Raw genomic sequence first — 20,640 nt, forward strand, 5'->3', positions numbered from 1 at the left:
GCGAGAGCGCTCCCGGTTGATAAGATCATGAAAAAGAAAACACCGGCCAGCCTGCACCATCTTTATCATGAAGCATTACCCGAAGACGTTAAATTGACGCCGATGGTCGAGGTGGATAACGTCCACCAGCGGCGGACCACCGATGTCTATGAACATGCCCTGACGATTACCGCCTGGCAGCAGATTTACGATCAGCTGCATCCGGGGAAATTTCACGGTGAATTTACCGAAATCCTGCTCGATGATATTCAGGTTTTTCGCGAGTATACCGGTCTGGCGCTGCGTCAGTCCTGCCTGGTGTGGCCGAACTCTTTTTGGTTCGGCATCCCGACAACCCGCGGCGAGCAGGGGTTTATAGGATCGCAGTGTCTCGGCAGCGCCGAGATCGCCACCCGACCCGGCGGCACCGAGTTCGAACTCAGCACGCCGGATGATTACACCATTCTGGGAGTGGTTATCTCAGAGGATGTCATTTCCCGTCAGGCCAGCTTCCTGCATCACCCGGAGCGGGTGCTGCATATGCTGCGTAACCAGTCGGCGCTGGAGGTCAAAGAGGAGCACAAGGCAGCGCTATGGGGCTTTGTGCAGCAGGCGCTGGCGACGTTTAGCGAGAATCCGGAAAACCTTCATCAGCCCGCTGTGCGCAAGGTATTGGGCGATAATCTCCTGCTGGCGATGGGGGCGATGCTGGAGGAGGCGCAGCCGATGGTCACCGCCGAGAGCATCAGCCATCAGAGCTACCGGCGGCTGCTTTCCCGGGCGCGGGAGTTCGTGCTGGAGAATATGTCGGAGCCGCTGACGGTTCTCGATCTGTGTCAGCAACTGCACGTTAGCCGCCGCACGCTGCAAAATGCCTTTCACGCGATTCTGGGGATCGGGCCGAACGCCTGGCTGAAGCGCATTCGTTTGAACGCGGTGCGCCGGGAGCTGATTAGCCCGTGGTCGCAGAGCGCAACGGTGAAAGATGCCGCGATGCAGTGGGGCTTTTGGCATCTGGGCCAGTTCGCCACCGATTATCAACAGCTGTTCGCCGAGAAACCGTCGTTGACGCTGCATCAGCGGATGCGGCAGTGGGTTTGATTACGCGTTATTTACCGGCTGGCGAATCGTGCCGTCATCGTAGGCCTGATAAGCGTAGCGCCATCAGGCAAAACAGCGCCGTATCTGGCCTACGGATCGCACCATCTGGCAACTTTAAACCCAATCACGTACCTGAATGAATTCGCTTAGCGCGGCCTCCGGGCTGCCCGCTTCCGGCTGGTAGTCGTATTCCCAGCGCACCAGCGGCGGCATCGACATCAGAATGGACTCGGTACGGCCGCCGGTTTGCAGACCAAACAGGGTACCGCGATCCCACACCAGGTTGAACTCCACGTAGCGCCCGCGACGGTAGAGCTGGAAATCGCGCTCGCGCTCGCCCCAGACTCTCTCTTTACGCCGCTCGACAATCGGCAGATACGCCTCGGTGAAGCCGTTGCCCACCGCCTGCATAAAGTCGAAACAATGGTCAAAGTTCGGGGTATTCAAATCATCGAAAAACAGACCGCCGATGCCGCGCTGCTCGTTACGATGCTTGAGGAAAAAGTAGTCGTCACACCACTTTTTATAGCGCGGATAAACCTCTTCACCAAAGGGCTGGCACAGATCGCGGGCGGTACGATGCCAGTGAACGGCATCTTCTTCAAAACCGTAGTAGGGGGTTAAATCAAAGCCGCCGCCGAACCACCATACCGGATCGGCACCCGCTTTTTCCGCGATAAAAAAGCGCACGTTGGCGTGGCTGGTAGGGATGTACGGGCTGCGCGGGTGTACGACCAGCGAGACGCCCATCGCTTCGAAGCTGCGGCCTGCCAGTTCAGGACGATGCGCGGTTGCGGAAGCCGGCATTGCATCACCGTGCACGTGGGAAAAATTCACGCCAGCCTGCTCAAAGATACCGCCATTGCGCAGTACCCGGCTGCGTCCGCCGCCGCCGCCTTCCCGCTGCCAGCTATCCTCGATAAATTCGCTACCGTCAACGGCGCTAAGCTTTTGGCAGATGTCATCCTGGAGCTGAAGAAGGAAAGCTTTTACCTGGTGCGCGTCGGGTTTCATTAACGTCTCTTCGAGTGGGCTTTCTGGTTATCGAACCAGTGGAAATAGCTGATAATGCCGTTGGCTATTGCCGTGGCGATTTTCTGCCGGAACGCGGTGGTGCCCAGCAGTTTTTCTTCGTTCGGGTTGGTAATAAACGACGTCTCCACCAGCACCGACGGAATTGATGGCGACTTCAGCACGACGAACGCAGCCTGTTCGGTATTGCGGCTGTGCAGTTTATGCACCGGCTTAATCTTTTTCAGGATGTGCGAGCCGAGCGTCAGGCTGTTCTTGATGGTGTCCGTTTGCACCAGATCGAACAGCACTTGCTGCAAAAGATGGTCTTTATCGGTCGTTTTCTTGCCGGCCACTTCATCCGCCCGGTTTTCGCGATCCGAGAGATACTTCGCCATGGCGCTACTGGCGCCGCGGTTGGAGAGGGCGAAAACGGAGGCGCCGGCGGCGCTCGGGTTGGTGAAGCCATCGGCGTGAATCGACATAAAGAGATCGGCGCCGTGCTTATGGGCGATCTCCACGCGGTCATAGAGTGGAATAAAGGTATCGCCGCTGCGCGTAAGACGCGCATCGATACCGTTGTTGCGCAGGATGCTGCGCACGTTTTTGGCGATAGCCAGCACGACGTGCTTCTCTTTTGAACCGTTATGGCCGATAGCGCCGGTATCAATACCGCCATGGCCCGGGTCGAGCATCACGACGCGCCTGGCGCCTTTTTTCTTCGCTACGGGTTTGCTGTGCCCATTGGATGTTTTCAATGGCTGTTGTTCTTTCGCGCTGGCCTGAGAGGCGATCCCTGAAAGCGTCATTGCTGCCAGCCCGGCTTTCAGCACCTGGCGGCGCGAAGCAAGTATTTTTAATGGTTTAAAAGTGCTCATTCGGCCTGAATTGCAAACAAGTGGTGACTAATGTTATATCGTATCGTGTTTTTTGATACGACCATTCAAAATAAGAATTGTTTTACTTTTCATTTCAATACATGACAAAGTCATATTATGCCATTTTTTGCGGCTCATTGCGCCTGATATTGGCTAGCGGGCACAATCGCGCCATAATCTCTGTTTTTAACCGTTAATGGTGGGCAATACCATGGAGATACGCGTTTTTCGCCAACAAGATTTCGAAGAGGTTATTACCCTGTGGGAGCGCTGCGATCTCCTGCGGCCATGGAACGATCCGGAAATGGATATTGAGCGTAAGCTGAACCACGACGCCAGCCTGTTTCTGGTGGCCGAAGTTAACGGTGAAGTGGTTGGTACGGTGATGGGCGGTTACGACGGTCACCGCGGCTCTGCTTATTATCTCGGCGTGCATCCGGAATATCGCGGTCGCGGTATTGCTAACGCGCTGCTTAATCGGCTGGAGAAAAAGCTGATTGCCCGCGGCTGCCCGAAAATAAACATTATGATCCGCGAAGATAATGATGTGGTTCAGGGGATGTACGAACGCCTTGGCTATGAGCATTCGGACGTGCTGTGCCTCGGCAAACGCTTAATTGAAGATGAAGAATACTGAGTTTATCCCCGCCGATTTTGATGCCCACGGTCGCCTGCGATTGCCGTTCCTTTTTTGGTGCGTGCTGCTGCTTCAGGCGCGGACGTGGGTGCTGTTTCTGATGGCCGGAGCGTCGCGGCAGCAGGGTGACGCGCTGCTGAATCTGTTTTATCCGGATCACGATAATTTTTGGCTGGGATTGCTGCCCGGCATCCCGGCGGTACTGGCGTTTCTCATCAGCGGACATCGTCAGCGTTTTCCTCGCCTCTGGCCGATGATGCGCTGGCTGCTGGTGCTTTCTCAGAGCCTGCTGCTGGTCTGGCAGCCGCTGCTGTGGCTGAGCGGAGAATCGCCCTCGGCGGTGACCATCTCCCTGCTGGCGGCGGATCTTTATGCGCTCTGGTGGCTGTTAAGCAACCGTCGGTTGAAAGCCTGTTTTCGCGAAGAGCAGGTTTAACGGCACTTTTTGCCGATCGCGCACTCCAACTTGCGTTGAATTAATCAGAAAGGACTGAGTCATGAAATCGCGACGTTTACTTCTCTGCGCATTACCGCTGGCGTTAACCGGCTGCTCGACGATGAGCTCGGTTAACTGGTCGTCGGCTTATCCGTGGAACTGGTTTGGTTCCTCTACGCAAGTAACCGAACAGGGCGTAGGCAACCTGACGGCGACAACGCCGCTGAACGAGCAGGCGATCGGCGATGCGCTCGGCAGCAGCTACCGCCTGCGCAGCGGCATGAAAACGGCTAACGGCAATATTGTGCGCTACTTCGAAGCGTTAAAAGATGACAAGGTTGCGCTGACCATTAACGGCGAGAGCGGGACTATTAGCCGTATCGACGTGCGGGATAGCAACATCAAAGCCGCCAGCGGCGTGAAAATCGGGACCCCGTTTAGCGATATTTACAGCAAAGCGTTTGGCAACTGTCAGAAAGGCAGCAACGATAACGGTGCGGTGGTGGAGTGTAAGGCCGAGGGCAGCCAGCATATTAGCTATGCCTTTACCGGTAACTGGAGCGGCCCTGAGGAGTTAATGCCTTCCGATGACACGCTGAAAAACTGGAAGGTGAGCAAAATTATCTGGCGTCGCTAATTTGATCTGAAGTGATTCGGCGTCCTGAAAAAGCGGGTACAATAGCGCCTTAAAAGCCACAGCGTTGTGGCTGTACTATTTCAGGAGGAGCGATGTCTCAGGTTCAGAGCGGCATTTTGCCGGAACATTGCCGTGCGGCGATTTGGATTGAAGCGAATGTCAAAGGCGATGTGGACGTACTGCGCGAAGCCAGCAGAGTGTTTGCCGATAAGTTAGCCACCTTTCAGACAAAATATCCGGAAGCTAAGCTGGGAGCAGTCGTCGCTTTCGGTCATCACGTCTGGCGCCATCTGAGCGGCGGCGTAGGGGCCGAAGAGTTAAAAGCGTTCCCGGGCTACGGTAAAGGTCTGGCTCCGTCGACCCAATATGATGTGCTGATTCATATCCTGTCCGCGCAGCATGAGCTGAACTTCTCCGTCGCTCAGGCGGCCATGTCCGCTTTTGGCGCCGCGATTGAGGTCAAAGAGGAGATTCACGGCTTCCGCTGGATTGAAGAGCGCGACCTCAGCGGTTTTGTTGACGGTACCGAAAACCCGGCGGGGGAAGAGACCCGTCGTGAAGTGGCGGTGATTCGGGATGGCGTGGATGCGGGCGGCAGCTACGTATTCGTGCAACGCTGGGAGCACAACCTCAAGCAGCTTAACCGCATGAGCGTTCCCGATCAGGAGATGATGATCGGCCGTACCAAAGAGGCCAACGAAGAGATTGACGGCGATGCTCGTCCGGAAACCTCTCACCTGAGCCGCGTGGATTTAAAAGAAGAAGGGAAAGGGTTGAAGATTGTGCGTCAGAGCCTGCCTTACGGTACCGCCAGCGGTACTCACGGCCTCTACTTTTGCGCCTACTGCGCGCGTCTGCACAATATTGAACAGCAGCTGCTGAGTATGTTCGGTGATACCGACGGTAAGCGCGACGCGATGCTGCGTTTTACCAAACCGGTGACCGGCGGATACTACTTCGCGCCGTCCCTGGATAGGCTGCTGGCGCTGTAAGATCTCCTCCTCACCCTCTCCCCGCAGGGAGAGGGAAACGTTCGGCGCGGTCGGCAAGCGTCGCCCGTTTTCCGGTTATGGATGCGTGATTCAGATAAGCTTTGCCATTCTCTTATTCTCTTTTCGACTTCCAAATCGCCAAACGGTATATAAAACCGTTACTCCTTTCATAGCCGTTATAAATATGATGATCAGCAGAAAATCATCATATTGATAAGGGTGCGCAATGGCCGTTAAATCACTGAAAAAAGGATATCTGGCGCTGGCTGCTTCTGTGCTGCTGGTTGCGCAGGCGCAGGCGACGGAACTGCTGAACAGCTCCTACGATGTTTCCCGCGAGCTGTTTGCCGCCCTTAACCCGCAGTTTGAACAGCAGTGGGCGAAAGATAATGGCGGCGATAAGCTGACGATTAAACAATCTCATGCCGGGTCATCAAAACAGGCGCTGGCGATTCTGCAGGGGCTTAAGGCCGACGTGGTGACCTACAATCAGGTGACCGACGTACAGATTCTGCACGACAAAGGCAAACTGATTCCCGCCGACTGGCAAAGCCGTCTGCCGAATAACAGCTCGCCGTTTTACTCCACCATGGGCTTCCTGGTGCGTAAAGGTAATCCGAAGAATATCCACGACTGGAATGACCTCGTGCGTTCCGACGTGAAGCTGATTTTCCCGAACCCAAAAACCTCCGGCAACGCGCGTTACACTTATTTAGCGGCGTGGGGCGCGGCGGACAAGGCTGACGGCGGCGATAAAGCGAAAACCGAGCAGTTCATGACCCAGTTCCTGAAAAACGTCGAAGTATTTGATACCGGCGGTCGCGGGGCTACCACGACCTTCGCCGAGCGCGGTCTGGGCGATGTGCTGATCAGCTTCGAATCGGAAGTGAACAACATCCGTAAACAGTACGAAGATCAGGGATTTGAAGTGGTTATCCCGAAGACCAATATCCTGGCCGAATTCCCGGTGGCCTGGGTAGATAAAAACGTTCAGGCTAACGGAACGGAGAAAGCGGCGAAAGCCTATCTGAACTGGCTCTACAGCCCGCAGGCGCAGACGATCATCACCGACTATTACTATCGCGTGAACAACCCGAAGGTGATGGATTCCCTGAAAGATAAATTCCCGCTGACCGAGCTGTTCCGCGTGGAGGACCAGTTTGGCTCCTGGCCGGAAGTGATGAAAACCCACTTTGCCAGCGGCGGTGAGCTGGACAAACTGCTGGCGGCGGGGCGTAAGTAATGTTTGCTGTTGCCTCAAAGCGCGTGCTGCCGGGCTTTACCCTGAGCCTCGGCACCAGCCTGCTGTTCGTGTGCTTAATTCTGCTGCTGCCGCTGAGCGCCCTGGTAATGCAGCTCGCGGAAATGACCTGGAGTCAATACTGGGATGTGATCAGTAACCCGCAGGTGGTAGCCGCTTATAAAGTCACCCTGCTGTCGGCCTTTGTGGCGTCGATCTTTAACGGCGTATTTGGCCTGCTGATGGCGTGGATCCTCACGCGCTACCGCTTTCCGGGGCGCACGTTGCTGGACGCGCTGATGGATCTGCCGTTTGCGCTACCGACGGCGGTGGCGGGCCTGACGCTGGCCTCGCTGTTCTCCGTCAACGGCTTTTACGGTGAATGGCTGGCGAAGCTTGATATTAAAGTGACCTATACCTGGCTGGGTATCGCCGTGGCGATGGCCTTTACCAGTATTCCGTTTGTGGTTCGTACGGTGCAGCCGGTACTGGAAGAGCTGGGGCCGGAATATGAAGAGGCGGCGGAAACCCTGGGCGCGACGCGCTGGCAGAGCTTTCGCAAAGTGGTGCTGCCGGAGCTTTCACCTGCGCTGATGGCCGGCGTCGCGCTGTCGTTTACCCGCAGCCTGGGAGAGTTCGGCGCGGTTATTTTTATCGCCGGTAACATCGCGTGGAAAACGGAAGTGACCTCGCTGATGATTTTTATTCGTTTGCAGGAGTTTGATTACCCTGCCGCCAGCGCGATTGCTTCGGTGATCCTCGCGGCATCGTTACTGCTGCTGTTCTCAATCAACACCCTGCAAAGTCGCTTTGGTCGACGCGTGGTAGGTCATTAATGGCGATCGTTGCTCAATTAAAGCGTTATGACGCCCCCCGCATTAACTGGGGGAAATGGTTTTTGATCGGTATCGGGATGCTGGTTTCCGCCTTTATCCTGATTGTACCGATGGTCTATATCTTCGTGCAGGCTTTCAGCAAAGGTCTGATGCCGGTGCTGCATAACCTGGCCGATCCGGACATGCTGCACGCCATCTGGCTGACGGTGATGATCGCCTTAATTACCGTGCCGGTGAATCTGGTGTTTGGCACGCTGCTGGCATGGCTGGTGACGCGTTTTAACTTTCCCGGCCGCCAGCTGCTGCTGACGTTGCTGGATATTCCGTTTGCCGTCTCGCCGGTGGTGGCGGGGCTGGTTTATCTGCTGTTTTATGGCTCTAATGGCCCGCTTGGCGGCTGGCTGGATGAGCATAACCTACAGATTATGTTTGCCTGGCCCGGTATGGTGCTGGCGACCATTTTTGTGACCTGTCCGTTTGTGGTTCGCGAGCTGGTGCCGGTGATGATGAGCCAGGGCAGTAATGAGGATGAAGCGGCGATTCTGCTCGGCGCTTCTGGCTGGCAGATGTTCCGCCGGGTGACGCTGCCAAACATCCGCTGGGCGCTGCTGTATGGCGTGGTGCTGACTAACGCCCGCGCGATCGGCGAATTCGGCGCCGTATCGGTTGTTTCCGGCTCTATCCGCGGCGAAACCTTGTCGCTGCCGCTGCAAATAGAACTACTGGAGCAGGACTACAATACCGTTGGTTCGTTTACCGCCGCGGCTCTGCTGACGTTAATGGCTATTTTGACCCTGTTTTTGAAGAGTATGGTGCAATGGCGTTTGGCCAATCAGGAAAAACGCGCGCAACTGGAGGGAAATCATGAGCATTGAGATTGCCAATATTAAGAAGTCTTTTGGTCGCACCCAGGTGCTGAATGATATCTCACTGGATATCCCTTCCGGACAGATGGTCGCGCTGTTGGGGCCGTCAGGCTCCGGGAAAACCACGCTGCTGCGCATCATTGCCGGGCTGGAGAATCAGTCCAGCGGGCACATTCGTTTTCACGGTACCGACGTCAGCCGTGTGCACGCTCGCGACCGTAAAGTTGGCTTTGTTTTTCAGCACTATGCGCTGTTTCGTCATATGACGGTGTTCGACAACATTGCCTTCGGCCTGACGGTGCTGCCTAAGCGTGAACGGCCAAATGCCGCCGGGATCAAAGCGAAAGTTACCAAACTGCTGGAGATGGTTCAGCTGGCGCATCTGGCCGATCGCTATCCGGCCCAGCTTTCCGGCGGACAGAAGCAGCGCGTCGCGTTAGCGCGCGCGCTGGCGGTCGAACCGCAAATTCTGCTGCTGGATGAGCCTTTCGGCGCGCTGGATGCCCAGGTACGTAAAGAACTGAGACGCTGGCTGCGTCAGCTGCATGAAGAGCTAAAGTTTACCAGCGTATTCGTTACCCACGATCAGGAAGAGGCGACCGAAGTCGCGGATCGCGTGGTGGTGATGAGCCAGGGCAATATTGAACAGGCGGATGCGCCCGATCGGGTATGGCGCGAGCCGGCAACCCGCTTTGTACTGGAATTTATGGGCGAAGTGAACCGCCTGAAAGGCACCATTCGCGGCGGACAGTTTCACGTGGGCGCGCATCGCTGGCCGTTAGGCTATACCCCGGCGTATCAGGGGCCGGTGGATCTGTTCCTGCGGCCGTGGGAAGTGGATATCAGCCGGCGCACCAGCCTGGATTCACCGTTGCCGGTACAGGTGCTGGAAGCGAGCCCGAAAGGCCACTACACCCAATTAGTTGTGCAGCCTCTCGGGTGGTATGACGAACCGCTCACCGTGGTGTATCAGGGCGAAGAGGCGCCGTATCGCGGGGAACGCCTGTTTGTCGGCTTGCAGAATGCCCGCCTGTACAACGGTCGTGAGCGTATAGAGCCGCGCGAGGAGCTTGCTCTGGCCGAATCGGCCTGATAGCTTAATCCGCATGTTTATCGCCGTTTTCGCAACGGCAGGATTGGGTAGCCCGGATAAGACGCCTGCGTCGCCATCCGGGGATGTTTGCAGGCCGGGTAAACGCTTCCCGGCCTTTTTATTGGGCAAAACCGTGAATACATTAGAACAAACAATCGGCAACACGCCTCTGGTGAAGCTACAGCGTCTGGGACCAGATAACGGCAGCGAAATCTGGGTCAAACTGGAAGGGAATAACCCGGCCGGTTCGGTAAAAGATCGCGCCGCGCTTTCGATGATTGTCGAAGCGGAAAAGCGCGGCGAAATTAAGCCCGGCGATGTATTGATTGAAGCAACCAGCGGCAATACCGGCATTGCGCTGGCGATGATCGCCGCGCTTAAAGGCTATCAGATGAAGCTGCTGATGCCAGATAATATGAGCCAGGAGCGACGTGCGGCCATGCGCGCCTACGGGGCGGAGCTGATCCTGGTCACCAAAGAGCAGGGAATGGAAGGGGCTCGCGATCTGGCGCTGGCGATGGCCCAGCGCGGTGAAGGCAAGCTGCTGGACCAGTTCAACAATCCGGACAATCCCTATGCCCACTACACCACTACCGGGCCGGAAATCTGGCGGCAGACAGAAGGGCGGATAACCCATTTTGTCTCCAGCATGGGCACCACCGGCACCATTACCGGCGTTTCCCGCTTTCTGCGCGAACAGGCTAAAGCGGTGAGCATCGTGGGGCTGCAGCCGGAAGAGGGCAGCAGTATTCCCGGCATTCGCCGCTGGCCTGCCGAATATATGCCGGGGATTTTTAATGCGCAGCTGGTGGATGCGGTGCTGGATATTCATCAACAGGACGCGGAAAACACCATGCGGATGCTGGCGGTGCAGGAAGGGATTTTCTGCGGCGTGAGTTCAGGCGGCGCGGTGGCGGGCGCGCTACGCATTGCCCGTGAAAATCCTGGCGCGGTAGTGGTAGCGATCGTTTGCGATCGCGGCGATCGCTACCTTTCGACCGGCGTATTTGGCGAAGAGCACTTTACCCAGGGCGCGGGAATTTAAACTTCGGGCGCGTCAAGCAGATCCGTACCGTAAGAGTTATCAACGGTACACAGCCAGCGCTCGCCCTGCTGCCGAAAGACGTAGGTTGCGCGGCGCGTAACCTGAGTTATCCCGGCTTCCGCTGTCGGTATATCCAGCCGGGTTTCCATGATCACCAGCGCATTGCCGCCGCCTTCAATAATCTCCATTTTCCCCTGCGTTACCACCAGCCGGTGCTGGAAATAGTCGGCAATGGCGATAAACGCTTTACGGATATTTTCTTTGCCCTTGACGATCATGCCCGGTTTGACCACCAGCGCGGCGTCGTCGGCGTAATACTCCATCAACGTCGCGTAATCTTCCTGCGAGATAGCGCGATCGCAGGCTTCAATGGCGGCTTTAAGCTGCGGATTGGGATTGTGCATTTCAGGCGATCCTTAAATTATCGGGCTTTAATAAAAGCATTTTGCTTACTTTTCCGTCAGCTTATCAAGGAATGTCCACAGCTTCTGATTCATTTCGCGGTAATCCCAGGCGCGCATCTCCTGTTCGCTGCGGATGAAGCGTCTGCCTCTGGCGGCGCTGAGCTCCTGCTGTGAATGGGCGATCAGCAGTTCGATGACCTCAGCGTCAAATTCCATATGGCACTGGAAGCCATAAACCCGATCGCGATATTTCACAATTTGCCGCGGGCAGCCTTCGCTGGAGGCCAGCACCTCCGCTTCCGGCGTCAGGCCAGGCATATCGTTATGCCAGTGGCCCACGACCAGCGACGGGCCAAAATGGGCCAGTTTGCCGTCCTGCAGGCCGGCGGTGGTGAGCGTTATCGGAAAGTGGCCAATCTCTTTTTCCGGACTTTGCATGACCGGCGCGCCCAGCGCTTCGCCGATAAGCTGCGAACCGAGACAAATCCCCACCACGATCCGCCCGGCGGCAATGGCCTGCGCAATCAAACGCTGCTCGGCGTGGGTATCAAAATATGGGCATTCGGCTAGGGTGGTACGCGGAGATTGCGGGCCGCCCAGCACTACCAGCATATCAAAGGCGTTAGCATTTTCCGGTAGCGCATCCCCGGCATAAACCCGCGACCAGCTGGTATCGTAACCGCGCGCCTGCGCCCAGTGCAGATAAGCTCCCGGCGCTTCAAAGACTTCATGGACGATAAAGTGGATCTGCATAGCGTTAACTCCCGTCACTGTTGTTGTAATATCTGACATAAGTCACTGGCGAGCTTATTAATTTCTTCATCGCTGAGCGTAGCAAGTGACAGCCGCAGCCCGTGTGAAGGGGCGCGAATTCCGAACGTTTCGCCTTCGCGGACCAGCCAGCCAGCATGCGCCAGGCGAAGCGCTACCGGCTGGCTTGGTTCCTCCAGCGGAAACCAAAAGTTCAGGCCGTCTCCTGGCGTCAGGTGGGTTATCCCGCAGCGAGCGAGCGCGGCGATCAGCTTTTCATGTTGCCGACGATAGTGGCGGCGACTCTCCGTCAGCGATGCCATAAATGCGTCATCATTAAGACAAGCGATGACCAGATCCTGCAGCAGATGGCTGACCCACTGGCTACCGGCATTAAGCCTCAGGCGCAGCGCCGCCGACGTTTCGCAATCGCTGGCAACGATAGCCAGACGCATGTCCGGCCCAAGGGTTTTCGACAGCGAGCGTACCAGCGCCCAGCGCCGGCTTTCGGCGGCCAGCGGAGAGTGCCAGGGCGTTGAGGAGAGCAGGGCGAAATGGTCATCAATAATCACCAGAACCTGCGGATAGCGGGCCAGGATATCGCGTATTGCCCGGGCGCGGGGCTCGCTAAGGCTACAGCCCGTCGGATTATGCGCTCGCGGGGTGATGATCACCGCCCGGGCGCCGTTGCGCAGCGCCTCCTCAAGGGCATCAGGCTGCATGCCTTCAGCGTCGACCGGCACCGGCGAGGGGGTAAAGCCGGCATAGCGCAGCATATTAATGCTGCTGAGAAAGCAGGGATCTTCGATAGCCACGCTATCGCCCGGCAGCAGCAGGGCGCACAGCAGACGTTCGAGCGCATCAATAGCGCCGCTGGCGAGGTTAATCTCCGCGTCCACGCCTGAATCTTTGCTCATCCAGGCATGGGCCCACGCGGCCAGCCGTGGGTCAACCGCCGCATCGCCGTACAGGCGTGGAGCGGCGGCGATAGCGCTGAGGTAGTTTTTGACGTTCGCCAGGCGCGTGGGATCGGGGTTGCCGCTGGAGATATCTTTTAGCGGCGAAGAGGGATCGCCACCTTCAAGGGCGGGAAGCGTATTATGCGTCTTAATGGCCGTACCGTTACGCCCCTGGCTAATGGCCAGACCGGAGGTTACCAGTCGCTTATAGGCGGCGGCGACCGTATTGCGGTTAACCGACAGCTTGCCAGCCAGTTCGCGTACCGGCGGCAATACATCGCCAGGCTTGAGTACGCCGCTTTGCACCAGATGGCGGATATTATCGAAGATCTCACTGGCAGTTTTTCCAACGATCATTATTGACCTATGACAAAATGAAATTTAGCATAGGACGAATGATAATCAGAGTATGACTCGCTGTCCAGCGGGGGGAGAAAGGATGGGCCAGCAGGATGAAATACAATCGGTGCTCTTCAACGATAAAAGTCGGGCACTACAGGTCGATATCGTGGCCGTGCAGTCGCAGGTGGTCTACGGCAGCGTAGGAAACAGTATTGCGATACCGGCGATAAAGCAGCACGGCCTGCGAGTTATCGCGGTGCCGACGGTGCTGTTCAGCAATACTCCGCACTATGACACCTACTATGGCGGCGTCATCCCGGAAGAGTGGTTTGCCGGTTATTTAAAGGCGCTGGAGGAGCGTGACGCCCTGCGCGAGTTGCGGGCGGTCACGACCGGCTATATGGGAAGCGCGGTGCAGATTAAGCGCCTTGCGCAATGGCTGCAGCGCATTCGCGAGCATCATCCCGAGCTGTGTATTCTCGTTGATCCCGTCATTGGCGATGTGGATAGCGGTATTTATGTTAAGGCCGAGATTCCGGAAGCCTATCGTACTCATTTGCTCCCGCTGGCGCAGGGAATCACGCCTAATCTGTTTGAACTGGAGACGCTAAGCGGACTGCCTTGCCATAATCAGCAGGAGGCGATTATCGCCGCCCGCAGCCTGCTTTCTGATTCGTTGAAATGGGTCGTTATTACCAGCGCGCCGGGAGCGGATAGCGCCACGATCAACGTGCTGGTGGTTAGCGCAGAGTCGGTCGAGGTGATCGAACATCCGCGCGTAGAAACCGACCTTAAGGGAACGGGCGATCTTTTTTGCGCCGAGCTGGCGAGCGGCCTGGTGTGCGGAATACCGCTGGGTGATGCCGCTCATGCCGCCGCGCAGCGGGTGCTGGCGGTAATGACCTGGACCGATGAACAGGGCTGCGACGAGCTTATTCTTCCGCCGTCAGGGGAGGGGATATGAAGAGCTATCGTTTAGTGGTTCGTCAGCAGGGAAGAGTCGTCGGCCATTTTGAGACGACCGGCAGCGAAGCGCTGGAAGATGTTTGCGAAGTGGGGTCGCTATTTGGCGCCGTTGGCGGATATCAGTGTGATTTACAGGTTTCTGATAGCGAGAAGCGGATTCTGGAAAGCGGCCCTGAGGGGATGAAAATACTTTCACGGGAGAAGTGCTATCGGCCATTCAAAGCGGCGAGATAAAAAAATGGCGCCCTGAGAGGCGCCATTCTTCTGCGGCAAGAATTACTTCTTGATGCGGATAACCGGAGTTTCACCCACGGTTACGCTACCGGACAGTTTGATCAGCTCTTTGATCTCGTCCATGTTAGAGATAACAACCGGAGTCAGGGTAGACTTGGCTTTCTCTTCCAGCAGCGGCAGATCGAATTCGATAACCGGGTCGCCGACTTTCACACGCTGGCCTTCTTCAGCGATACGTTTGAAGCCTTCGCCTTTCAGTTCAACGGTATCAATACCGAAGTGAACGAACAGCTCGATGCCGCTATCAGATTCGATTGAAAACGCATGGTTGGTTTCAAAAATTTTACCGATGGTACCATCTACCGGCGCAACCATTTTGTTGCCAGTAGGTTTGATAGCAATGCCATCACCCACAATTTTTTCCGCAAACACTACATCCGGCACGTCTTCGATGTTGACGATCTCGCCAGAGAGCGGGGCAACAATCTCAATAGTTCCGGTGTCTTTTTTGTCATCAGAAACCAGAGATTTCAATTTATCGAACAAACCCATGATCTTCTCCTAAGCAGTAATTTGGGCCGCGCATCTCGTGAATTAGCAGATTGTTTTTTCTTCAATGAACTTGTTAACCAGCGTCATTAACTCGTCCGTTGTCGGTTGAGCAAGAGCCTGCTCTGCTAATACCTTCGCATCTTCGAAGTTCGTGTTACGAATAATCTTCTTAATGCGCGGGATGGAAATGGCGCTCATAGAGAACTCGTCCAGACCCATACCCAGCAACAGAAGTGTAGCACGTTCATCGCCCGCAAGCTCACCGCACATGCCGGTCCATTTGCCTTCAGCATGAGAAGCATCAATAACTTGCTTAATCAGCGTCAGCACAGACGGGGACATTGGCTGGTAAAGATGTGAAATCATATCATTACCACGGTCAACTGCCAGAGTATACTGCGTTAAATCATTGGTACCGATACTAAAGAAATCAACTTCTTTGGCTAAGTGACGTGCAATAGTCGCAGCGGCAGGGGTTTCCACCATTACGCCAATCTCGATTGCTTCGTCAAATGCTTTACCTTCGTCGCGCAGTTCCTGCTTGTAGATTTCGATCTCTTTTTTCAGTGCACGCACTTCTTCAACAGAGATGATCATCGGGAACATGATGCGCAGTTTACCGAAAGCAGAGGCGCGCAGGATGGCACGTACCTGGTCGCGCAGAATTTCTTTGCGATCCATGGCGATACGCACGGCGCGCCAGCCGAGGAACGGGTTCTCTTCTTTCGGGAAGTTCATGTACGGCAGCTCTTTGTCGCCGCCGATGTCCATGGTACGAACAATAACGGCCTGAGAGCCGCATGCTTCGGCAACTGCTTTATAAGCCGCGAACTGTTCTTCTTCAGTTGGCAGCGAATCACGGTCCATGAACAGGAATTCAGTACGATATAAACCAACGCCTTCTGCGCCGTTACGCTCGGCACCTTCAACGTCGCGTACGGTACCGATATTGGCGCAAACTTCAACCTGATGGCCGTCCAGCGTAATTGCCGGCAGGTCTTTCAGCTTAGCCAGTTCCGCTTTCTCTTCAGCGACCTGAGCCTGCAGGTTACGCAGCTCTTCGATCTGCTGGTCGCTCGGGTTAACCAGAACCTGGTTATTTACAGCGTCGAGAATCAGATAATCGCCGTTTTTCACCTGGCTTGTGACGCTACCGGTGCCCACGATGGCCGGCAGTTCCAGAGAACGCGCCATGATGGAGGTGTGGGAAGTACGGCCGCCCGCGTCGGTGATAAAGCCCAGCACCTTGTTCAGGTTCAGCTGTGCGGTTTCAGACGGGGTGAGGTCTGCGGCAACCAGGATAACTTCATCCTGAATTGCGCTAAGATCGATGATGGCCAGGCCGAGAATGTTGCGCAGCAGGCGCTTACCGATGTCGCGTACGTCAGCAGCACGCTCTTTCAGGTATTCATCGTCCAGTTCTTCCAGGGCAGTAGCCTGACCTTCGATAACTTCATTGGCTGCCGCATCGGCAGTCATGTGCTTATCTTTAATCAGGGCTATGATTTCCTGCTCAAGCTCCTCATCTTCCAGCAGCATGATGTGCCCTTCGAAGATGGCTTCTTTTTCTTCACCGAAAGTTTCACCAGCTTTGGTTTTGATGACCTCCAGCTGGGCGGAGGCCTTGGTGCGGCCGTTCAGAAAACGTTCAACTTCCTGATCAACCTTATCGGCAGAAATTTTCTTCCGGTCGATGACAATTTCATCTTCTTTCAGCAGAAGAGCCTTGCCGAAAGCGATACCCGGGGATGCTAAAATGCCTGAAATCATAACCCTACCTTACTTGTGACTGATATTAAAAAGAACCCGTGAACTTACTCGAGTTCAGCCATCAGTTTAACCAGATGCTCAACTGCTTTTTGCTCATCTTCGCCTTCGGCAGAGAGAGTTACAACGGTACCCTGGGTCAGGCCCAGAGTCTGCAGTTTGAACAGGCTTTTGGCGCTGGCGCTTTTGCCGTTGGAGGTTACAGTGATCTCAGAAGTGAAGCCTTTTGCTTCTTTAACAAACTGAGCAGCAGGGCGGGTGTGCAGACCGTTCGGAGCGGTAATAGTAACTTCTTGCTGGAACATTATATTTCCCCAACTTATAGGTTTAGTGTTGTGGACCTAAAGTTTAGCCTAACGGCCAAACTTTAGCCTGTATCGTTAGCGCCGGCATTACGTGTCCGGCTTCGGCACCAGCAGCTGAGAATCGCTGTGGAAACCTTCAGGCCGTTAACGTCTACCACGTCATTAAACATTATGCCGCTAAAGGAAGACTTGAACCAAATCATAAAATCGATTCAGCTTATGGAAATCCCAATCGGAATAATTTCGCGCATCGAAATAAATGTGCTGGTTAAATACCAGACCCAACGAAGTGAATCAATGCCAGGAGGGGTAAAAGTTTGATGTGCGCCACAAAAAAGCACCTGAAAAGGTGCTTTTTTACACGATATTAACAAGCTGGCATTACTGTTGCAGTTCTTTCTCTGTGAACAGATCCGCAAACAATGCAGTGCTTAAATAGCGCTCACCTGAAGAGGGTAGGATAACCACAATATTCTTGTTGGTAAAGGATTCATCCTCCTGCAGCTTCAGCGCAGCGGCAACGGCGGCGCCGGAAGAGATACCAGCCAGAATGCCTTCCTCTTCCATCAGACGGCGTGCGGTGGAGATCGCCTCCTCGTTGGTGATCGCTACCACTTTATCAACCAGTTTCAAATCCAGGTTGCCGGGAATGAAGCCTGCGCCAATACCCTGAATTTTATGCGGGCCGGGCTTAAGCTCTTCGCCTGCCAGCGCCTGGGCGATAACCGGGGAATCGGTAGGTTCTACGGCAACGGTAATCAGATCTTTTTTACCTTTGGTGCCTTTGATATAGCGGCTCACGCCGGTCAGCGTACCACCGGTACCGACGCCGGAGATGAAGACGTCGACCTGACCATCGGTATCTTCCCAGATTTCCGGGCCGGTGGTTTTTTCGTGAATTTCCGGGTTGGCCGGGTTGCTAAACTGCTGCAGCAGCAGGAATTTCTCCGGATTGCTGGCGACGATCTCTTCGGCCTTCTGGATGGCGCCCTTCATGCCTTTTGCGCCTTCGGTCAGGACCAGATTGGCGCCCAGCGCCTTCAGCAGTTTACGACGTTCGATGCTCATCGTCTCGGGCATCGTCAGCGTCAATTTGTAACCGCGCGCCGCCGCCACGTAGGCCAGCGCGATACCAGTATTACCGCTGGTAGGTTCTACCAGCTCAACGCCGGGTTTCAGCACGCCGCGTTTTTCGGCATCCCAAATCATATTGGCACCGATACGGCATTTTACGCTAAAGCTCGGGTTACGTGATTCTACCTTTGCCAGGATGCGCCCGTTACCGATGCGGTTCAGTCGTACCAGCGGCGTATGGCCGATAGTCAGGGAGTTGTCTTCAAAAATCTTACTCATGGCCTGTCCTTAACTGTATGAAATTTGGGAGTACGGCTTCAGCATACCCGCTTAAAGAATATGCGGAAGTAAGGATTTAGCATATCTATATTCGGAAGGGAAATAATGGCAAGCCAGAAGTAATAAGGAGCGGCATAAGCCGCTCCGAACGAGATAGCGCTATTTCCACATCGCGTGTTTGTCACGGTAGCAATCAACCCACATCGCCGTCGCGCCGCAAATTGCGACGGGCAGGATCACGAGGTTGAGCACCGGGATCATGGTAAACAGGCTGGTCAGAGCGCCAAACTGCATGTTGGTGACTTTGCGGGTGCGTAGCGCCTGGCGCATGGTTTTAAACGGCACTTTATGGTTATCAAAAGGATAATCGCAGTATTGAATCGCCAGCATCCAGGCGCTGAACAGGAACCACAGCACCGGGGCGACGGTCTGGCCGAAACCGGGAATAAAATAGAGAAGCAAAAGGACGATCGCCCGCGGCAGATACCAGGCAAACTTCTGCCACTCGCGCTTCATGATGCGCGGCACATCTTTCAGGATGCCGAAAATTCCGACGTCCGGCGGCGTCGCGCCAGTCAGACGCGCCTCAAGCTGCTCGGCCAGCAGGCCGCTAAAGGGCGCGGCAATCCAGTTGGCGATAGTCGAGAAGAAGTAGCCGAACACCAGCAGAATAGAAATGACGACGATGGGCCACAGCAGATAGTTAAGCCATTGCAGCCATTCAGGAACATGGCTCATCAAAGAAGGGATCCAGCTATCCAGTCGCGTGAACAACCACCAGAATGCGCCACCCATCAGCACGATGTTGACGAGTAGAGGGAGGAAGACGTATCGACGGATCCCTGGCAGCCCGATCAGCTTCCAACCCTGCGAAAAATAGTAGACGCCACTGCGCGGGGTCGTTACGGATGATGAAACCATAGTCAGGTGATACTCCTTTTTTAACATCCAGGCTGAATGTCGGGCTATTTTATCGGGTTAGCCGACAATAACCAGTTAGGAAATGTTCGAAAAAACAGCAAAAAGCACGATTTAGTTCATCTTTATGTAGTGAAAGCCCCAGACGCACTTGCACTTGATGTAATCGGCAAATACTCTTAGTGAGTAAATGTTTGCCGTGGTGGCAAGGTGTTAGAACAACAGAGAATATAATGATGCAGGATTTGCGTCTGATATTAATCATTGTTGGCGCGATCGCCATAATCGCTTTACTGGTGCACGGTTTTTGGACCAGCCGTAAAGAACGTTCCTCGATGTTTCGCGATCGCCCACTGAAACGTATGAAGTCTCGCGACGATGAAGAGTCGGAAGGCGACGACTTTGATGACGATGTTGAAGGCGTTGGTGAAGTCCGGGTTCATCGGGCGAGTCATGCGCCGAACGGCGTTCATGGGGAGCATGAAGCACCTCGTCAGCCGCCGCAGCACCAGTATCAGCCTCCTTATGAGCGTCAGGCGCAGCAGCCTGTGCGCCCGGAAGAGCCTGCCCGTGCAGCGCAGCAGCCGCATCAGCAGCCAGTTCACTCTCAGGCTCCGGTTCAGCAACCGCATTATGCCGCGCCGACGCAGCAGCCGGTGACACAGCCCGTGCAGCCCCAGCAGCCGCCGCAAACGCAGCCACAGCAATCGCCGCAGCCACAGCAGCATGTGCAGCAACCCGTTCAGCATGTGCAGCAGCCGGTTCAACAGCAGCCTGTTGCCGCTCCGCAGCCGCAGCCGACGCCTGAACCTCCGGCCCCTGAGCCGCAGCCGGCAGCGCCGCAGCCTAAAGAGCGCAAGGAGACGGTCATCGTGATGAACGTCGCCGCGCATCATGGCTCGCAGCTTAACGGCGAGCTGCTCATCAACAGTATCCAGCAGGCGGGCTTCAAATTTGGCGATATGAATATTTTCCATCGTCACCTGAGCCCGGACGGTAGCGGCCAGGTGCTTTTCAGTCTGGCGAATATGGTTAAACCTGGCACCTTTAATCCGGACAGCATGGCGGATATGATGACCCCTGGGGTGACTATCTTTATGCAGGTTCCGTCCTTTGGCGATGAACTGCAAAACTTTAAGCTGATGCTGCAGTCCGCGCAGTACATCGCCGATGAAGTCGGTGGCGTGGTGCTGGACGACCAGCGTCGTATGATGACGCCGCAAAAACTGCGTGAATATCAGGATCGCATTCGTGAAGTAAAAGAGGCGAACGCCTGATCCCGCTTTTTGCGTTTAATCTACTTATCCTGAACCCCCGCCCGTCGGGGGTTTTTTATCAT

General features: G+C 55.3%; 23 protein-coding genes. 13 read left to right on the forward strand and 10 right to left on the reverse strand.

Annotation, left to right across the window (positions count from 1 at the left end; genetic code table 11):
* Positions 1–27 precede the first annotated feature (27 nt).
* Entirely contained in the window at positions 28–1,080 is a 1,053-nt protein-coding gene (gene eutR / locus ACSIPU_RS13375; RefSeq protein WP_004104364.1) for an HTH-type transcriptional regulator EutR, read from the forward strand.
* 114 nt (positions 1,081–1,194) lie between these two features.
* Here eutR and hemF read toward each other — a convergent pair whose 3' ends face one another.
* Positions 1,195–2,094 (reverse strand): oxygen-dependent coproporphyrinogen oxidase, encoded by a 900-nt coding sequence (gene hemF / locus ACSIPU_RS13380; protein WP_004104363.1) that lies wholly within the window; start codon positions 2,092–2,094, stop codon positions 1,195–1,197.
* Complete coding sequence (gene amiA / locus ACSIPU_RS13385) at positions 2,094–2,969, reverse strand: N-acetylmuramoyl-L-alanine amidase AmiA (protein WP_004104362.1); 876 nt, start codon at positions 2,967–2,969, stop codon at positions 2,094–2,096. Before amiA ends, hemF begins: the two co-directional genes overlap by 1 nt.
* A 211-nt stretch (positions 2,970–3,180) precedes the next feature.
* Here amiA and ACSIPU_RS13390 point away from each other — a divergent pair, with 211 nt between their 5' ends.
* From ACSIPU_RS13390 to cysM, 9 genes are all read left to right on the forward strand, one after another.
* Positions 3,181–3,606, forward strand: coding sequence for a GNAT family acetyltransferase (locus ACSIPU_RS13390; protein ID WP_004104360.1), 426 nt, complete (start codon positions 3,181–3,183; stop codon positions 3,604–3,606).
* A complete protein-coding gene (locus tag ACSIPU_RS13395) occupies positions 3,593–4,042 on the forward strand; it encodes a DUF2919 domain-containing protein (RefSeq protein ID WP_016809551.1) in 450 nt (149 codons plus the stop codon). Before ACSIPU_RS13390 ends, ACSIPU_RS13395 begins: the two co-directional genes overlap by 14 nt.
* 61 nt (positions 4,043–4,103) lie before the next feature.
* Positions 4,104–4,679, forward strand: a complete 576-nt coding sequence (locus tag ACSIPU_RS13400; protein WP_004104355.1) for an RpoE-regulated lipoprotein — start codon at positions 4,104–4,106, stop codon at positions 4,677–4,679.
* Between the two features lie 92 nt (positions 4,680–4,771).
* A complete protein-coding gene (locus ACSIPU_RS13405; RefSeq protein ID WP_049095612.1) occupies positions 4,772–5,671 on the forward strand; it encodes a Dyp-type peroxidase in 900 nt (299 codons plus the stop codon).
* A gap of 226 nt (positions 5,672–5,897) precedes the next feature.
* Entirely contained in the window at positions 5,898–6,914 is a 1,017-nt protein-coding gene (gene cysP / locus ACSIPU_RS13410) for a thiosulfate/sulfate ABC transporter substrate-binding protein CysP (protein WP_047720807.1), read from the forward strand.
* Positions 6,914–7,747 (forward strand): sulfate/thiosulfate ABC transporter permease CysT, encoded by an 834-nt coding sequence (gene cysT, locus ACSIPU_RS13415; RefSeq protein ID WP_004104350.1) that lies wholly within the window; start codon positions 6,914–6,916, stop codon positions 7,745–7,747. Before cysP ends, cysT begins: the two co-directional genes overlap by 1 nt.
* Positions 7,747–8,622 carry a sulfate/thiosulfate ABC transporter permease CysW gene (cysW, locus tag ACSIPU_RS13420; RefSeq protein WP_004104348.1) on the forward strand — a complete coding sequence of 292 codons (876 nt, stop codon included), beginning with the start codon at positions 7,747–7,749 and terminating at the stop codon, positions 8,620–8,622. The genes cysT and cysW overlap by 1 nt, the downstream gene beginning before the upstream one ends.
* The gene (gene cysA, locus ACSIPU_RS13425) at positions 8,612–9,706 is read left to right on the forward strand and encodes a sulfate/thiosulfate ABC transporter ATP-binding protein CysA (RefSeq protein ID WP_004104347.1); all 1,095 of its coding nucleotides are present in this window, start codon (positions 8,612–8,614) and stop codon (positions 9,704–9,706) included. Before cysW ends, cysA begins: the two co-directional genes overlap by 11 nt.
* Positions 9,707–9,839: 133 nt before the next feature.
* Positions 9,840–10,751, forward strand: coding sequence for a cysteine synthase CysM (cysM, locus tag ACSIPU_RS13430; protein WP_026056015.1), 912 nt, complete (start codon positions 9,840–9,842; stop codon positions 10,749–10,751).
* Here cysM and ACSIPU_RS13435 read toward each other — a convergent pair.
* Genes ACSIPU_RS13435 through ptsJ form a run of 3 tightly spaced genes read right to left on the reverse strand, consistent with a single transcriptional unit; the run spans position 10,748 to position 13,221 of the window.
* Positions 10,748–11,155, reverse strand: coding sequence for a YybH family protein (locus tag ACSIPU_RS13435; RefSeq protein WP_064372861.1), 408 nt, complete (start codon positions 11,153–11,155; stop codon positions 10,748–10,750). The genes cysM and ACSIPU_RS13435 overlap by 4 nt on opposite strands.
* 45 nt (positions 11,156–11,200) lie before the next feature.
* On the reverse strand, positions 11,201–11,908 hold the full coding sequence (locus ACSIPU_RS13440; RefSeq protein WP_004104342.1) for a type 1 glutamine amidotransferase: 708 nt from the start codon (positions 11,906–11,908) through the stop codon (positions 11,201–11,203).
* A 14-nt stretch (positions 11,909–11,922) separates the two neighbouring features.
* Positions 11,923–13,221, reverse strand: a complete 1,299-nt coding sequence (gene ptsJ / locus ACSIPU_RS13445) for a MocR-like B6 salvage transcription factor PtsJ (protein ID WP_196557864.1) — start codon at positions 13,219–13,221, stop codon at positions 11,923–11,925.
* 82 nt (positions 13,222–13,303) lie between these two features.
* On the opposite strand from ptsJ, the gene pdxK reads away from it, so the two are divergent.
* Both pdxK and ACSIPU_RS13455 read left to right on the forward strand, forming a co-directional pair.
* The gene (pdxK, locus tag ACSIPU_RS13450; RefSeq protein WP_004114329.1) at positions 13,304–14,170 is read left to right on the forward strand and encodes a pyridoxine/pyridoxal/pyridoxamine kinase; all 867 of its coding nucleotides are present in this window, start codon (positions 13,304–13,306) and stop codon (positions 14,168–14,170) included.
* On the forward strand, positions 14,167–14,406 hold the full coding sequence (locus ACSIPU_RS13455; protein WP_004104337.1) for a hypothetical protein: 240 nt from the start codon (positions 14,167–14,169) through the stop codon (positions 14,404–14,406). Before pdxK ends, ACSIPU_RS13455 begins: the two co-directional genes overlap by 4 nt.
* Before the next feature lie 42 nt (positions 14,407–14,448).
* Here the strand turns inward: ACSIPU_RS13455 and crr are convergent, their stop codons facing one another.
* From crr to cysZ, 5 genes are all read right to left on the reverse strand, one after another.
* A complete protein-coding gene (gene crr / locus ACSIPU_RS13460; RefSeq protein ID WP_000522253.1) occupies positions 14,449–14,958 on the reverse strand; it encodes a PTS glucose transporter subunit IIA in 510 nt (169 codons plus the stop codon).
* Between the two features lie 42 nt (positions 14,959–15,000).
* Positions 15,001–16,728, reverse strand: coding sequence for a phosphoenolpyruvate-protein phosphotransferase PtsI (gene ptsI / locus ACSIPU_RS13465; RefSeq protein ID WP_004104336.1), 1,728 nt, complete (start codon positions 16,726–16,728; stop codon positions 15,001–15,003).
* Positions 16,729–16,772: 44 nt separating this feature from the next.
* Positions 16,773–17,030: a phosphocarrier protein Hpr gene (gene ptsH, locus ACSIPU_RS13470; protein WP_002913505.1), complete on the reverse strand. Its 258-nt coding sequence runs from the start codon at positions 17,028–17,030 to the stop codon at positions 16,773–16,775.
* 381 nt (positions 17,031–17,411) lie between these two features.
* The gene (cysK, locus tag ACSIPU_RS13475; protein WP_004104335.1) at positions 17,412–18,383 is read right to left on the reverse strand and encodes a cysteine synthase A; all 972 of its coding nucleotides are present in this window, start codon (positions 18,381–18,383) and stop codon (positions 17,412–17,414) included.
* A 159-nt stretch (positions 18,384–18,542) separates the two neighbouring features.
* Positions 18,543–19,304 carry a sulfate transporter CysZ gene (gene cysZ, locus ACSIPU_RS13480; RefSeq protein ID WP_004104334.1) on the reverse strand — a complete coding sequence of 254 codons (762 nt, stop codon included), beginning with the start codon at positions 19,302–19,304 and terminating at the stop codon, positions 18,543–18,545.
* A 230-nt stretch (positions 19,305–19,534) separates the two neighbouring features.
* Between cysZ and zipA the strand changes: the two genes are divergently transcribed.
* Positions 19,535–20,578 carry a cell division protein ZipA gene (zipA, locus tag ACSIPU_RS13485; RefSeq protein WP_023329891.1) on the forward strand — a complete coding sequence of 348 codons (1,044 nt, stop codon included), beginning with the start codon at positions 19,535–19,537 and terminating at the stop codon, positions 20,576–20,578.
* Positions 20,579–20,640 lie beyond the last annotated feature (62 nt).

It is taken from the genome of Klebsiella sp. HN106 (assembly GCF_051209435.1).
Classification (GTDB): Bacteria; Pseudomonadota; Gammaproteobacteria; order Enterobacterales; family Enterobacteriaceae; genus Klebsiella; species Klebsiella oxytoca.